At 55.8% G+C, this 13559-nt stretch carries 16 protein-coding genes and 1 pseudogene; 8 read left to right on the top strand and 9 right to left on the bottom strand.

Annotation, left to right across the window (positions count from 1 at the left end; genetic code table 11):
- The first annotated feature begins 71 nt into the window (after positions 1-71).
- The 4 genes from EC836_RS21720 (at position 72) to EC836_RS21705 (ending at position 4386) form a co-directional block, all read left to right on the top strand.
- Positions 72-2222, top strand: a complete 2151-nt coding sequence (locus tag EC836_RS21720) for a lysine decarboxylase LdcC (RefSeq protein WP_123337022.1) — start codon at positions 72-74, stop codon at positions 2220-2222.
- A gap of 83 nt (positions 2223-2305) precedes the next feature.
- Positions 2306-2701: a VOC family protein gene (locus tag EC836_RS21715; protein WP_123337020.1), complete on the top strand. Its 396-nt coding sequence runs from the start codon at positions 2306-2308 to the stop codon at positions 2699-2701.
- Between the two features lie 54 nt (positions 2702-2755).
- A complete protein-coding gene (gene tilS, locus EC836_RS21710) occupies positions 2756-4057 on the top strand; it encodes a tRNA lysidine(34) synthetase TilS (RefSeq protein WP_123337018.1) in 1302 nt (433 codons plus the stop codon).
- Positions 4058-4071: 14 nt separating this feature from the next.
- Complete coding sequence (locus EC836_RS21705) at positions 4072-4386, top strand: cytochrome c (protein ID WP_123337016.1); 315 nt, start codon at positions 4072-4074, stop codon at positions 4384-4386.
- Positions 4387-4435: 49 nt separating this feature from the next.
- On the opposite strand, the gene rof is transcribed toward EC836_RS21705, so the two are convergent.
- Together rof and EC836_RS21695 are read right to left on the bottom strand one after the other, a co-directional pair.
- Positions 4436-4699 (bottom strand): Rho-binding antiterminator, encoded by a 264-nt coding sequence (gene rof, locus EC836_RS21700; RefSeq protein WP_123337014.1) that lies wholly within the window; start codon positions 4697-4699, stop codon positions 4436-4438.
- Complete coding sequence (locus tag EC836_RS21695; RefSeq protein WP_105595462.1) at positions 4686-4886, bottom strand: YaeP family protein; 201 nt, start codon at positions 4884-4886, stop codon at positions 4686-4688. Before EC836_RS21695 ends, rof begins: the two co-directional genes overlap by 14 nt.
- A 130-nt stretch (positions 4887-5016) precedes the next feature.
- On the opposite strand from EC836_RS21695, the gene EC836_RS21690 reads away from it, so the two are divergent.
- From EC836_RS21690 to EC836_RS21680, 3 genes are read left to right on the top strand one after another with little or no spacing between them, the layout of a single operon-like run.
- On the top strand, positions 5017-5571 hold the full coding sequence (locus EC836_RS21690) for a YaeQ family protein (RefSeq protein ID WP_123337012.1): 555 nt from the start codon (positions 5017-5019) through the stop codon (positions 5569-5571).
- Entirely contained in the window at positions 5568-5984 is a 417-nt protein-coding gene (arfB, locus tag EC836_RS21685; protein WP_123337010.1) for an alternative ribosome rescue aminoacyl-tRNA hydrolase ArfB, read from the top strand. The genes EC836_RS21690 and arfB overlap by 4 nt, the downstream gene beginning before the upstream one ends.
- A 39-nt stretch (positions 5985-6023) precedes the next feature.
- Positions 6024-6437, top strand: coding sequence for a copper resistance protein NlpE N-terminal domain-containing protein (locus tag EC836_RS21680; protein ID WP_123337008.1), 414 nt, complete (start codon positions 6024-6026; stop codon positions 6435-6437).
- An 84-nt stretch (positions 6438-6521) separates the two neighbouring features.
- Here the strand turns inward: EC836_RS21680 and proS are convergent, their stop codons facing one another.
- The 7 genes and pseudogenes from proS to metN all read right to left on the bottom strand — a co-directional run bounded on the left by proS (position 6522) and on the right by metN (position 12402).
- Positions 6522-8240, bottom strand: a complete 1719-nt coding sequence (gene proS / locus EC836_RS21675) for a proline--tRNA ligase (RefSeq protein WP_123337005.1) — start codon at positions 8238-8240, stop codon at positions 6522-6524.
- Positions 8241-8331: 91 nt separating this feature from the next.
- A complete protein-coding gene (gene tsaA / locus EC836_RS21670) occupies positions 8332-9039 on the bottom strand; it encodes a tRNA (N6-threonylcarbamoyladenosine(37)-N6)-methyltransferase TrmO (protein ID WP_148050400.1) in 708 nt (235 codons plus the stop codon).
- 21 nt (positions 9040-9060) lie between these two features.
- Positions 9061-9225: pseudogene (gene rcsF, locus EC836_RS25165) on the bottom strand (Rcs stress response system protein RcsF); the annotation flags it as partial.
- Positions 9226-9332: 107 nt separating this feature from the next.
- Positions 9333-9734, bottom strand: coding sequence for an Rcs stress response system protein RcsF (gene rcsF, locus EC836_RS21665; RefSeq protein WP_123337001.1), 402 nt, complete (start codon positions 9732-9734; stop codon positions 9333-9335).
- Between the two features lie 139 nt (positions 9735-9873).
- Complete coding sequence (locus tag EC836_RS21660; protein WP_123336999.1) at positions 9874-10689, bottom strand: MetQ/NlpA family lipoprotein; 816 nt, start codon at positions 10687-10689, stop codon at positions 9874-9876.
- A gap of 35 nt (positions 10690-10724) precedes the next feature.
- Positions 10725-11378, bottom strand: a complete 654-nt coding sequence (locus tag EC836_RS21655) for a methionine ABC transporter permease MetI (RefSeq protein ID WP_123336997.1) — start codon at positions 11376-11378, stop codon at positions 10725-10727.
- On the bottom strand, positions 11371-12402 hold the full coding sequence (gene metN / locus EC836_RS21650) for a methionine ABC transporter ATP-binding protein MetN (RefSeq protein WP_123337327.1): 1032 nt from the start codon (positions 12400-12402) through the stop codon (positions 11371-11373). Before metN ends, EC836_RS21655 begins: the two co-directional genes overlap by 8 nt.
- Positions 12403-12591: 189 nt before the next feature.
- On the opposite strand from metN, the gene gmhB reads away from it, so the two are divergent.
- On the top strand, positions 12592-13152 hold the full coding sequence (gene gmhB, locus EC836_RS21645) for a D-glycero-beta-D-manno-heptose 1,7-bisphosphate 7-phosphatase (RefSeq protein ID WP_123336996.1): 561 nt from the start codon (positions 12592-12594) through the stop codon (positions 13150-13152).
- The last annotated feature ends 407 nt before the right edge of the window (positions 13153-13559 follow it).

Raw genomic sequence — 13559 nt, 5'->3', positions numbered from 1 at the left:
CAATGTCTGGCCCTTTTTATTTTCAATCCGCTATGCTTAATCCCCTGGAGTATTGTGACCAGGAGGCCACCTTGAACATTATCGCGATCGTAGAACCGCACAACGTTTTTTATAAAGATGAACCGATCCGACAGCTGGATGCCGCGCTGAAATTACAGGGCTTCCAGACCATCTACCCGCACGACGCTGCGGACTTGCTGAAGCTGATTGAGCACAATCCGCGAATTAGCGGCGTGATTTTTGACTGGGACGAGCACAGCTTCGAGCTGTGCAGCGAAATCAATCAGCTGAACGAGTACCTGCCGCTGTACGCCTTTATCAACACCCATTCGACGATGGACGTCAGCATCAACGAGATGCGTATGGCGATCTGGTTCTTCGAGTATGCCCTCAACGCGGCGGAAGACATTGCCCAGCGGATACGGCAGTACACCGATGAATACCTGGAAAACATCACCCCGCCGCTGACCCGCGCGCTGTTCACCTACGTGAAAGAGGGCAAGTACACTTTCTGCACCCCCGGACACATGGCCGGAACGGCCTTCCAGAAAAGCCCGGTGGGTTGTCTGTTTTACGATTTCTTTGGTGCCAACACCCTCAAAGCGGATATTTCCATCTCGGTGACCGAGCTGGGATCGCTGCTCGACCATACCGGCCCGCATCTTGAAGCCGAAGAGTATGTTGCCCGCACCTTTGGTGCCGAGCAGAGCTACATGGTCACCAACGGCACTTCGACCTCAAACAAAATCGTCGGGATGTATGCAGCACCTGCCGGAAGCACCGTGCTGGTTGACCGCAACTGCCATAAGTCACTGACCCATCTGCTGATGATGAGCGACGTTATCCCGCTCTGGCTGAAGCCGACGCGCAACGCGCTGGGGATCCTCGGTGGCATTCCCAAGCGGGAGTTCACCAGAGAGAGCATTGAACAAAAGGTGGCCCTGACGCCGCGCGCCAGCTGGCCGGTTCATGCGGTGATCACTAACTCGACCTACGACGGGCTGCTGTACAACACGCAGTATATTAAAGAGACGCTGGACGTTCCCTCCATTCACTTTGACTCCGCCTGGGTGCCGTATACCAATTTCCACCCCATTTACAGCGGGCTGAGCGGCATGAGCGGTGAGCGCACGGCGGGGAAAGTGATCTATGAAACACAGTCAACCCACAAGCTGCTGGCCGCGTTCTCGCAGGCGTCGCTGATCCACATTAAGGGAGACTACGACGAACAGACCTTTAATGAGGTCTATATGATGCACACCACCACGTCGCCTAACTATTCGATCGTCGCCTCCATTGAAACGGCGGCGGCCATGCTGCGCGGTAATCCCGGCAAGCGGTTGATTAATCGTTCCGTTGAACGCGCTTTGCATTTCCGCCGCGAGATACAGCGCCTGCGCGAGGAGTCCGACGGCTGGTTCTTTGATATCTGGCAGCCGGAAGGTATCGATGAACCGGAATGCTGGCCGATCCAGCCGGGTGAGGAGGACTGGCACGGTTTTCGCGATGCGGATGCGGATCATATGTACCTCGATCCGATCAAGGTGACGATCCTCACTCCCGGAATGAGCGAGCTTGGCGAGATGGCGGAGGAGGGGATCCCGGCGGCGCTGGTAGCGAAATTCCTCGATCAGCGCGGCATCGTCGTGGAGAAAACCGGGCCTTACAATCTGCTGTTCCTGTTCAGCATCGGCATTGATAAAACCAAGGCAATGAGCGTGCTGCGCGGGCTGACGGAATTCAAACGGGCTTACGATCTTAACCTGCGGGTCAAGAATATGCTGCCGGATCTGTACGCGGAGGATCCTGATTTTTATCGCAATATGCGTATTCAGGATCTGGCAAAGGGGATCCACTCGCTGATTTGCCAGCATGATTTACCGCGTCTGATGCTGCAGGCGTTCGCGGTTCTCCCGGAGATGAAGCTTACCCCGCACCAGATGTTCCAGCAGCAGGTGAAGGGCAATGTGGAAACCGTGGATATCAGCGAGCTGGTGGGGCGTATTTCGGCCAATATGATCCTGCCGTATCCGCCGGGCGTGCCGGTGGTAATGCCGGGTGAGATGATCACCGCTGAAAGCCGCGCGGTGCTCGATTTTCTGCTGATGCTGTGTTCGGTAGGGGAGCGTTATCCCGGCTTCGAAACCGATATACATGGAGCCACCCTCACCGAGGACGGACAGTATCGGGTGCGCGTGCTGAAAGATAATGTGGCGGTTTAGGCCGCTTTACGGAATCTGACCCGTTGCGGTCAGGCCCGTCGCTGCGTAAGGTACGGCTAAACAGTATTGATTCAGGTGGCAGCATGTCCGGTTTACAGTTAAAGCAGGTGCATCATATTGCGATTATCGCGCGCGACTATCCGCTCAGCCGGGCGTTTTACTGCGATATTCTGGGCTTCACGCTGACCGCAGAGGTGTATCGTGAAGCGCGGGATTCCTGGAAGGGCGATCTGGCACTGAACGGCAGTTATGTGATTGAGCTGTTTTCGTTCCCCGATCCGCCGTCGCGGCCTTCGCGCCCGGAAGCCTGCGGTCTGCGCCATCTGGCGTTCAGCGTGGACGACATTGATGCCGCCACGCAGTATCTGAGCGAACGCGGCGTGACCTGTGAGGATATTCGCGTCGACCCGCTGACCGGCAAGCGTTTTACTTTCTTCAGCGATCCTGACGGTTTGCCCCTGGAGCTGTATCAGGCTTAAAATAGGATCCTCTAAACCCGGCGTACCGTGCCGGGTGTTTTCTTCAGGATTTCCATGTCAGATCTTGCTCATCTTGAACGCGCCCTCACTACAGAGCAGCCCGTCCTGCTGGCCTACAGCGGCGGACTGGACTCAACCGTGCTGCTTCATCAGCTGGTGCTGCTCCGCGAGCAGTGGCCGTCGCTGCGGCTGCGGGCGTTGCATGTCCATCACGGACTCAGCCCGCTGGCGGACGGTTGGGTCGCGCACTGCCGCCGCCTGTGCGCGGAGTGGCAGGTGCCGCTGGAGGTGGTAAAAGTGGCGGTTGATGCACGTCATGGCGGCATTGAGTCGGCGGCGAGAAACGCCCGCTATCAGGCTATCGCACAGCACATCGACCCGTTGGAAACGCTACTGACCGCACAGCACCGGGACGATCAGTGTGAAACCCTGCTGCTGGCGCTGAAGCGCGGCAGCGGCCCGGCGGGCCTGGCAGCCATGTCGGCGGTGCAGATGCGCGGTGACAATCCGCATCTGCGCCCGCTGCTGGATTTCAGTCGTCAGCAGCTGGAGGCGTGGGCCGCACGCTATCGACTGAGCTGGATTGAAGACGAGAGCAACCAGGATCCGCGTTACGATCGTAACTTCCTGCGCTTAGAGGTACTGCCGCTGCTAAGCAATCGCTGGCAGCACTTTTCCGCCGCCGCTGCGCGCAGTGCAGCGCTGTGCGGCGAACAGGAACAGCTGCTGGATGAGCTGCTCGCCGAGTCGCTGGATGCGCTGATCGCCGACGACGGCAGCCTGGGCTTTACGCCGCTGCTGAGCATGAGCCCGGTTCGCCGCGCGGCGCTGCTGCGGCGCTGGATTGCGCAGCAAAACGGTACGATGCCTTCGCGGGAAGGGCTGGAGCGCCTGTGGCAGGAGGTGGTGCTGAGCCGGGAGGACGCCACCCCGTGCCTGCGGCTGGGGACGTCTGAGGTTCGTCGTTTCCGCGATCGCCTGTGGTGGCTGACCCCATCAGAACCGCTGGCTGATACGCAGCTTGACTGGGCGTCACCCTGGCTGCCGCTGCCGCTGCCGGGTGAACTGGGGCAGCTGAAGGTGGATGATGACGGTGTATTGCTGCGTCAGCCACTGGCGTCGGAGAGGGTCAGCGTGCGTTTTCAGGCGCGGGGTACGTTTCATATCGTAGGCCGGGCGGGGAGCCGCCCGCTGAAAAAGCTCTGGCAGGAAGCCGCTATTCCGCCCTGGCAGCGTGAACGCATTCCACTGCTGTTTTATGGCGAACAGCTGATTGCCGCTCTGGGGGTATTTGTGACCCGTGAAGGCGCGCCATCTTCAATGGAAACAGCCTGGCGGATACGCTGGCAACAATGAATTCAGGGAGTGCTATGTTGAAAAAAAGCCTGACGGCCGCGATCTTTCTGTTAACCAGCCTGCCGGTCATCGCGGCGGGCGACAGCAGCGCCGGGCAGCAAAAGTCCGCAGCCTGCATGGCCTGCCACGGCGCAGACGGTAAAGCCTCTGCGCCAATCTACCCTCATCTGGCCGGCCAGAATGAGGCGTATCTCGGGCTGGCGCTACATGCCTATAAAAGTGGTGCGCGCAGTGGCGGGCAGGCGGAGGTGATGAAGGCGTTTGTTGCCGGGCTCAGTGACGAAGATATCGAGGATTTAGCGGCGTACTATGCGGGTCTGAAGCCCTGACGGGGCAGGGGCGACGTGTTTCCGCCCCTGTGACTGATTGGCGTGTGGGTTAATCTGACTCGCTCACCGTGACGGTGCCAAGGTCGGGATGGCTGAAACTGGCGATATGATCGAGGCGCAGGTCACTGGATTCACCAGCGATCTCCACCGTCAGGTACTCAACGTTTTTCCGCGACAGAATGTCTTTCGCTTTGGCTTTCAGCTGCTCGCCGGTTTTCAGCGTCAGCGCCAGCGTCCAGTGTTTTTGGCAGGCGAGTTCCAGGCTGTCGTAGTCATCGCAGTTGATCGGTTTGTAGGCTTCATTCGTCAACATAGTCGCTCACCAATAAGTTAGCGGCAGCAAAGGCTGCCTGTTCCCTGATGGAAGAGTTTAGCTCAGGATTCCCGGCTATTTCATCGAGTGCTTTCAATACGCAGGCCAGAGCATCCGGCACGTATCCCAGATCGCCACTGCCGATCTCGGCATATTTACGGCGAACTAATTCACAATAGTTTTGCACTTGCACCTCCTTCAGAGTGTTTCTCTGACTAACATCGACTATAGCACAGGCTTTTATCGGAAATCAGCCGGAAACGGGTGAATTGCTGCGCCATCGGTTACAATGGCCGGCAACTAAGATAAGGATCCTTATGGCACTGAAAGCAACGATTTACAAAGCCACGGTTAACGTCGCGGATATGGACCGCAATGTCTTTATTGACCAGGTGCTGACGCTGGCGCGTCACCCGTCTGAAACCGAAGAACGCCTGATGCTGCGTCTGCTGGCGTGGATGGTACATGCACATGAACGTTTAACCTTCACCCGCGGCCTGAGCGCCGAGGATGAACCTGAAATCTGGCAGCTTAACGATCATAACGGCATCGACCTGTGGGTTGAGCTGGGGCTGCCAGAAGAGCGGCGCATTAAAAAAGCCTGCAGCCGCTCGCAGCACGTCTGGCTTTATGCCTATAACTGGCGCGCAGCACAGCCGTGGTGGCAGCAGAACCAGAACAAACTGGCGCAGCAGGATAATCTGTCCATTCGCTACCTGAACGATGAACAGCTCAGCGCGCTGACTCAGCTGGCTTCGCGTTCAATGCAGCTGCAGGCGACCATTCAGGACGGCACAATCTGGCTTTCTGATGACAGCAACCACCTTGAAATTCAGTTCGAGACGTGGTTGGATGCAGGTAAGAAGCCATGATTATTCTTTCACGTAATGTCACCATCCCCGATGCCGAAATCGATATTACCGCGATTCGCGCGCAGGGGGCGGGTGGGCAGCACGTGAACAAAAGCTCTACGGCCATTCATCTGCGGTTTGATATCCGGGCCTCCAGTCTGCCCGAGTTTTATCAGTCGCGTATGCTGGCCGCCAGCCATCATTTGATTACCCCTGAAGGCATCGTGATTATCAAGGCGCAGGAGTATCGCAGCCAGGACATGAACCGTGAGGCGGCATTAAAAAGGCTGGAGAATTTAATCCTCGAACTGACGGTTGTTGAAAAGGTCCGCCGTAATACGCGCCCGACGCTGGCATCGAAAAAGCGCAGGCTGGAGAGTAAAGCGCGTAAATCGTCGACCAAATCGCTGCGCGGTAAGGTGCGCAGCGACTAACGAACCCCGGGTTGACTTACTCAGGCAGCAGGAGATGTGATGAAAACGGTTTTATTAAGCTTCGGTGCCGCACTGGTACTGGCCACGCTGATCGGCTGTAATAACCACCAGCCCTCGCAGCAGTATGCGGCACTGGAACCGATGCGCCAGAGCTACAGCGGGCTGATACCCTGTGGGCATCACTGCCGCGACAGCGAATCATCGCTTTTCCTGGCCGCCGATGGCAGCTACGTGCTGGAGCAGCGGGAAGTCGGAGCCACGGGAATGCGCTTTGCGCAGTATGGAAAGTGGGCGCGTACGGCAGATACGCTGACGCTGGTGGCGATGAACGGTGAGAAACAGCTTTTCCGGCCAACGGAAGAGGGGCTTGAGGTGTTATCGGTTCGGGGAACGCCGGTAAACGATAAGCAGCGCTATCATCTGACCGCCCGTTCACAGCAGCCTGCCAGCTAAGCGCATTAAAGACTCTTTTCCCCGCCTGAAATAAAACGGCCACCGCAGTAGCGATGGCCGTTTCTCGTCAACAAATCGGGTAAATTACTTCGCCAGTTCGGCAACCAGGAAGTCGACGATCTCGTTGGTTTTGATCATACGCTTCTCGCCTTCACGACGGGATTTGTACTCAATCTCTTCGCTGTCGAGGTTACGATCGCCAATCACGATGGTATGCGGCACGCCAATCAGTTCCATATCGGCAAACATCACGCCCGGGCGCTCTTTACGATCGTCCAGAATCACATCAATGCCTTTGGCACGCAGCGTGCCGTACAGCTCTTCCGCCAGCTCTTTCACGCGGAATGATTTCTGCATGTTCATTGGCAGGATTGCGACCTGGAACGGTGCCAGTGCAGCCGGCCAGATGATGCCGCGTTCGTCGTGGTTCTGCTCAATCGCAGCCGCCACGACGCGGGTGATACCGATACCGTAGCAGCCCATGGTCATAATCTGGTTACGGCCATCTTCACCCTGCACGGAGGCTTTCATCGCTTCCGAGTACTTGGTACCAAGCTGGAAGATATGACCGACTTCGATGCCGCGTTTGATCTGCAGCGTTCCTTTCCCGTCCGGGCTGGCGTCGCCTTCCACCACGTTGCGGATATCCGCGACGCGCGGCAGCGGCAGATCGCGCTCCCAGTTAACACCCGAGAAGTGTTTATGATCGATATTCGCACCGGCGCTGAAGTCGCTCATCGCGGCAACGGTACGGTCGGCAACGACGGGCATTGGCAGGCCAACCGGACCCAGTGAACCCGGGCCGGCGTTAACCAGCGCACGGATATCCTCTTCGGTCGCGAAGGTCAGCGGTGCCGCAACGATATCAATTTTCTCCGCTTTGACTTCGTTCAGCTCGTGGTCGCCGCGCACCAGCAGGGCAACCAGCGTGTGGCCGCTCTCTTCGGTCGCTTTCACCATCAGCGTTTTCACGGTTTTCTCAACCGGCAGGTTAAACTGCTCAACCAGCTCGGCGATGGTTTTGGCATTTGGCGTATCGAACTGCGCCATGGCCTGAGTTGGCGCTGCACGGCCACCGGCTGGCGCGACCGCTTCCGCTTTTTCCATATTGGCCGCGTAGTCTGACTCGGTGGAGAACACCACATCGTCTTCGCCGCTTTGTGCCAGCACCTGGAACTCATGGGAAGCGCTGCCGCCGATTGAACCGGTATCGGCATCCACCGCGCGGAAGTTCAGCCCCATACGGGTGAAGCTCTGGCTGTAGGCGCGATACATCGCGTCGTAGGTTTCCTGCAGTGATTCCTGCGTGGTGTGGAAGGAGTACGCGTCTTTCATGATGAATTCACGCGAACGCATCACGCCGAAGCGCGGGCGAACTTCATCACGGAATTTCGTCTGGATCTGGAAGACATTCAGCGGCAGTTGCTTATAGGAGCTGAGCTCGTTGCGGATCAGATCGGTGACCACTTCCTCATGCGTTGGGCCGAGAACAAACGGACGATCGCCGCGATCGACAAAGCGCAGCAGTTCCGGGCCGTACTGCTCCCAGCGACCGCTCTCCTGCCAGAGATCGGCAGGCTGGACCACCGGCATTGAGATCTCAATGGCACCGGCGTTGTTCATCTCTTCGCGCACGATGTTTTCAACTTTTTTCAGCACGCGCAGACCGGTCGGTAACCAGGTATAGAGGCCGGATGCCAGTTTGCGGATCATCCCGGCGCGCAGCATCAGCTGGTGGCTGATCACTTCAGCGTCGGCAGGTGTCTCCTTCTGAGTGGAGAGCAGGTATTGAGTAGTACGCATGAGTTACGATTCCATATGAACGGAAGAGAGTCAAAAAACGTGGCGGCTAGTGTACCAGCGTGTCGGGTGAGTCAAAAGATGCCGGATCAAATTAACGTGGGTCGACAGCGATAACTTCTGTACCTGCAAGGGTGATACGCCAGCGAACGTTAAAATCCAGCAGCCAGGCGGCATATTCCCGGTCCGGCTCCTCGCCTTTACGATAGGCAGGTCGCGGATCCTGCGCGAGCACCTGAGAAATAAAACGCTCAAGATGCGGATAGCGGGGCAGATGCTGCGTTAACTGTTCATATGCCGCTGGCGTAAAGAACACGGGCATATCGGCTGCGGGCGCCTGCTGGGCAAAACCCGCACGGGCATCGGGCAGAGCTTCTGCAAATGGCAGGTAGGGTTTGATGTCGACAATCGGCGTGCCGTCAACCAGATCGAGGCTGCCCAGCTGCAGAATGACCTGCTGCTGTTCACAGCGAATGCCTTTCAGTTCCACAAGAGACATGCCGACCGGATTCGGGCGAAAGGTGGATCGGGTCGCAAATACGCCCATACGCGCATTACCGCCTAAACGCGGTGGGCGTACGGTCGGGCGCCAGCCGCCTTCCATGGTTTGATGGAATATAAACAGCAGCCAGAGATGGCTGAATGCCTCAAGGCCTCTCACCGCTTCCGGCTGGTTATAGGGGGCGATAAGACGGAGTTCCCCGCCGCCGTCCTCGATCAGACCGGGCTGTCTGGGAACGGCAAATTTCTCCTTCCAGGGGGAATGAATCGTACCAATTTGCTGGAAGGAGAATGACGACATTGACTTAGCGACTCTTATGGCTGAACTCTGACATGTGGCCTCGCGGTAGCAACCGGGCAAGCCACTCAATACTTCGCAGCGTTGCATCAGCAGGGCATGACCTGACAGTGCAGCAGCGCGTTTTTGCATTTGCTGGCGAACCTTGGCCAGATTAGACGAGAAATCTTTCGCCTGAGCCTGGCAATCATCACCTGAAACGCCTCACGGCGCAAGAAACGCCTGGCGTTCAGCGCTTCAACGATTTCACTCTGCGTTTAGCGATACGTTACGGCATGGTGGACCAGTAACGATTGTTAATTGGAAACTTTCAGTGCGGATCCCTGACAGATTGCCTGGCGGTAGCAGCCCTGCGCCGAACTCACAATTTCACATTTGTGCAGCAGTACTGCATTGGCCTTCATACCCGATGCGCGGACCTGCAGGCGTTTGCGTGCCGTCGCAATATTCGGCGGGGAATCCTGGGTACTGCTTTGACAGTCGTCACCGTACACTTCGCCGAGATCGCGGAAAGGCTTACTGACTAGTTCAGCGGCATCGGTATACAGCTTCACCGGGGCAGGGTGTGCAACGGGTTTCGTGCGGGCAGGCTCCGTTTGCGCTGGCTTGTCGATTGGCGTGATGGGCTGATAAGGTTTCTGCAGCAGCGAACAGCCTGTCAGCGACAGGGCGAGCAAACAGAGAGGCAAAACACGCATGGGAAATCCTCATGTTCGGTAAAAGTGGCGTTATTGAAGCAAGCCGAAGCAGAAATAACAAGAGGAGAGCGGGATATGCAGAACGAGAGTCATTTATTCGTAAAACAGGCAGGCCGCTGGCGCGGCCTGCAACCGGGGATTACCAGCCTTTAACCGCACCGCCGTTAAAGGTTTTGTTCGCCGCTTCGTTCACTTCGTCAGACTGATAGGCCTGCACGAATTTCTTCACGTTTTCTGCGTCTTTGTTGTCTTCGCGAGCCACGATCAGGTTAACGTACGGTGAGTTCTTATCTTCTACGAAGATACCGTCCTTCGCCGGGGTCAGGCCAATCTGGCTGGCGTAAGTGGTGTTAATCACCGCCAGAGCGATCTGCTGATCGTCCAGAGAGCGCGGCAGCTGTGGCGCTTCCAGCTCAACCAACTTGATGTTTTTCGGGTTCTCAACCACATCCAGTGAGGTTGGCAGCAGGCCAACGCCATCTTTCAGTTTAATCAGGCCCACTTTCTGCAGCAGTAGCAGTGAACGGCCGAGGTTGGTTGGATCGTTAGGAATGGCAACCTGTGCCCCTTCCTGCAGCTCATCCAGCGATTTGATTTTTTTCGAATAACCGGCAATCGGATAAACGAAGGAGTTGCCAACGGAAACCAGCTTATAGCCGCGATCTTTGATCTGCTGATCGAGGTATGGCTTATGCTGGAAGGCATTGACGTCAATGTCGCCTTTGCTCAGCGCTTCGTTAGGCAGCACATAATCGTTGAACGTGACCAGCTCAACGTCCAGACCGTATTTATCTTTCGCCACTTTCTGTGCCACTTCAGCAACCTGCTGCTCGGCACCGACAATCACACCGACCTTGATGTGGTTTGGATCTTTTTCTTTCTGATCGCAGCCAACCAGAGCCAGAGTACCAATCAGTGCGCCTACGGCAGCAAACGTTTTAAAATTAAAAGACATGTCCCTTCCTTAAATAACGAATATTACTGTTGTGTTTACTTATGAGTGACCGCGCGAACAATGCGATCGCCGCCAAACTGAATCAAATACACCAGAACAACCAGCAGGACTAAAACGGTATTCATCACCGTGGCGTTATAGCCAATATAGCCATACTGATAGCCAATCTGGCCCAGACCGCCCGCGCCGACGGCACCGCCCATCGCAGAGTAGCCGACCAGGGTAATCAGAGTAATAGTAGCTGCATTCACCAGACCCGGCAGCGCTTCCGGCAGCAGAACCTTGCAGATGATCTGCAGCGGGGTGGCGCCCATCGCGCGCGAGGCTTCAATCAGACCGGTTGGCAGTTCCAGCAGGGTGTTTTCTACCATACGGGCAATAAACGGGGCCGCACCAATGGTCAGCGGGACAATCGCCGCTTGCAGACCGATGGAGGTGCCGACAATCATACGGGTGAAAGGAATCATCCACACCAGCAGGATAATGAACGGAATTGAACGGAAGATGTTAACCACCGCTGACAGAACGCGATAAAGTTTAGCGTTTGCCACAATCTGTCCGGGACGAGTCACGTAAAGCAGCACGCCGACCGGCAGACCGATAACAAAACCAAAAAAGCCGGAGACAAAGGTCATCATCAGGGTTTCCCAGATGCCGCGGCCCATTAACCACATCATTGGCTCAGACATAACCTAACACCTCTACCTTTACATGATTTTGCTGCAGAAACGCTATAGCTGCCTGAGTATCGTCGGCGCTACCATGGATTTCCGCCAGCATAATGCCGAACTTGACGCCACCTGCGTAATCCATCTGCGCGCTGATAATGTTGTTGTTCACATTAAAGCGACGAGCGGATTCAGACAGCAGCGGCGCATCGACCGACTGGCCGGTAAATTCCAGGCGCAGTAAAGGAACGGTACTCTCACTGGCTTCCGGCGACAGGCGCTGAAGGTAATCTTCAGGGATGTCCAGATGCAGGGTGGACTGGATAAACTGCTGAGCCAGTGGCGTCTTCGGATGCGAGAAAACCTCACTCACCGTATCCTGTTCGATCAGCTTACCGTCACTGATCACCGCCACGCAGTCACAGATGCGTTTAACCACATCCATTTCATGAGTGATCAGCAGAATGGTGATGCCAAGGCGGCGGTTAATATCCTTCAGCAATTCGAGAATCGAACGCGTGGTTGCCGGGTCGAGGGCGCTGGTGGCCTCATCGCACAACAGCACCTTCGGATTGCTGGCCAGCGCGCGAGCAATCGCCACGCGCTGCTTCTGACCGCCGGAAAGGTTGGCGGGCCATGAATCATGCTTATCGGCCAGGCCGACCAGCTCCAGTAGCTCAGTTACGCGTTTCTTTATTTCGGTCTTCGACAGACTGCCCAGCTCCAGCGGCAGCGCGACGTTGCCTGCAACCGTACGCGAGTTCAGCAGATTAAAGTGCTGGAAGATCATGCCAATCTGGCGGCGTGCCAGCGTCAGCTGTCCAGAGGAAAGCGTAGTGAGATCCTGATTATCGACCAGCACTTTACCGGAGGTCGGGCGCTCCAGCAGATTTACACAGCGAATAAGGGTACTTTTACCGGCACCGGAAGCACCGATAACCCCGTAAATTTGTCCGGCAGGCACGTGTAGGCTGACATCGGACAGCGCTGTAATCGTGCGTGAACCCTGCTGGAACACTTTGGTGATATTTGAAAGTTTTATCATTGCTTTATTTATTATCGTGATGGGGTTGTCCGTGGCGTTCATTCTTATGGATCCGGCGGTGAAGCCGAACGCAAGTGGATGTTAAGGCATCCAGACGTCTAAATCAATCTAAGTCATTCAAACTGGCATTCTCTCTTCTATAGCAATCGTGAGATACTCTAGGGCAAATTTTTTAGCAGGAGTGACTACGTGGCTACCAATGTCCCGGCAATTTTTCTCGATCGTGATGGCACCATCAATATCGATCACGGTTATGTTTCAGAAAGCGACAACTTTGAGTTTATCGATGGCGTGATTGAAGCCATGGCGGAACTGAAGAAGATGGGCTTTGCGCTGGTGCTGGTGACGAACCAGTCCGGCATTGCACGCGGTATGTTTAGCGAAGAGCAGTTTATGCACCTTACCGAGTGGATGGACTGGTCGCTGGCCGATCGTGATGTCGATCTTGATGGCATCTACTTCTGCCCTCATCATCCGGAAGCCGTAGTAGAAGAACTGCGTCAAAACTGTGACTGCCGTAAACCGCAGCCGGGAATGCTGTTGACCGCACAGCAGGAATTGCACATCGATATGGCCGCTTCCTATATGGTTGGCGACAAGATAGAAGACATGATGGCAGGTGCAGCGGCTGGAGTGGGCAAAAAAGTACTGGTACGTACCGGCAAGCCAGTGACCGTCGAGGGTGAAAAAGCGGCAGATTGGGTGCTAAATAGCCTTGCAGAACTGCCTGCACGTATCAAACAGGGCTAAAAAGCAGCGTTTCGCACGAAGTTTAAGCAAGCAGATAAAAACTTTAGATTTCTGCTTGCGTTCCCGCTCCGCCTCCCTATAATGCGCAACCACTGAGACGGCACAACGACTGACAGGTCAGCCACTCAGAGGTTCAGGAAGTCTCTGAATCGCCGGAAAAAACTTCTCAAAAAGAAGTTGACTCCGAAGGAGAAGAGCGTAATATACGCCTCCTCGCAGCAGGAAGCCTCGGCACTGACTGCACTGCTCTTTAACAATTTATCAGACAATCTGTGTGGGCACTCGCAGGATTGATATCAACGTCTCCGGACGTAAAAAATATCAAGTCTCACGAGTGAACACATAATGAAATTCATTATGACGTTTTACAGATGAGCATCGCTGAACGTGTTTCAGCAAATCGAACT

Origin of the sequence: Erwinia sp. JUb26 (genome assembly GCF_003751505.1) — a bacterium.
In the GTDB taxonomy this organism is placed as follows: Bacteria; Pseudomonadota; Gammaproteobacteria; order Enterobacterales; family Enterobacteriaceae; genus Erwinia.
Note: the sequence above shows the minus strand (reverse complement) of the source record. Positions and strands in the feature narration are given on the sequence as shown.

Excerpts from the sequence above, each read along its gene's own strand:
- EC836_RS21715 (WP_123337020.1), top strand. The coding sequence starts at position 2,306 with ATGTCCGGTTTACAGTTAAAGCAGGTGCATCATATTGCGATTATCGCG.
- proS (WP_123337005.1), bottom strand. The coding sequence starts at position 8,240 with ATGCGTACTACTCAATACCTGCTCTCCACTCAGAAGGAGACACCTGCC.
- arfB (WP_123337010.1), top strand. The coding sequence starts at position 5,568 with ATGATTATTCTTTCACGTAATGTCACCATCCCCGATGCCGAAATCGAT.
- EC836_RS21705 (WP_123337016.1), top strand. The coding sequence starts at position 4,072 with ATGTTGAAAAAAAGCCTGACGGCCGCGATCTTTCTGTTAACCAGCCTG.
- EC836_RS21655 (WP_123336997.1), bottom strand. The coding sequence starts at position 11,378 with ATGTCTGAGCCAATGATGTGGTTAATGGGCCGCGGCATCTGGGAAACC.
- tsaA (WP_148050400.1), bottom strand. The coding sequence starts at position 9,039 with ATGTCGTCATTCTCCTTCCAGCAAATTGGTACGATTCATTCCCCCTGG.
- EC836_RS21660 (WP_123336999.1), bottom strand. The coding sequence starts at position 10,689 with ATGTCTTTTAATTTTAAAACGTTTGCTGCCGTAGGCGCACTGATTGGT.
- EC836_RS21680 (WP_123337008.1), top strand. The coding sequence starts at position 6,024 with ATGAAAACGGTTTTATTAAGCTTCGGTGCCGCACTGGTACTGGCCACG.
- EC836_RS21690 (WP_123337012.1), top strand. The coding sequence starts at position 5,017 with ATGGCACTGAAAGCAACGATTTACAAAGCCACGGTTAACGTCGCGGAT.
- rcsF (WP_123337001.1), bottom strand. The coding sequence starts at position 9,734 with ATGCGTGTTTTGCCTCTCTGTTTGCTCGCCCTGTCGCTGACAGGCTGT.
- rof (WP_123337014.1), bottom strand. The coding sequence starts at position 4,699 with ATGTTGACGAATGAAGCCTACAAACCGATCAACTGCGATGACTACGAC.
- tilS (WP_123337018.1), top strand. The coding sequence starts at position 2,756 with ATGTCAGATCTTGCTCATCTTGAACGCGCCCTCACTACAGAGCAGCCC.
- metN (WP_123337327.1), bottom strand. The coding sequence starts at position 12,402 with ATGATAAAACTTTCAAATATCACCAAAGTGTTCCAGCAGGGTTCACGC.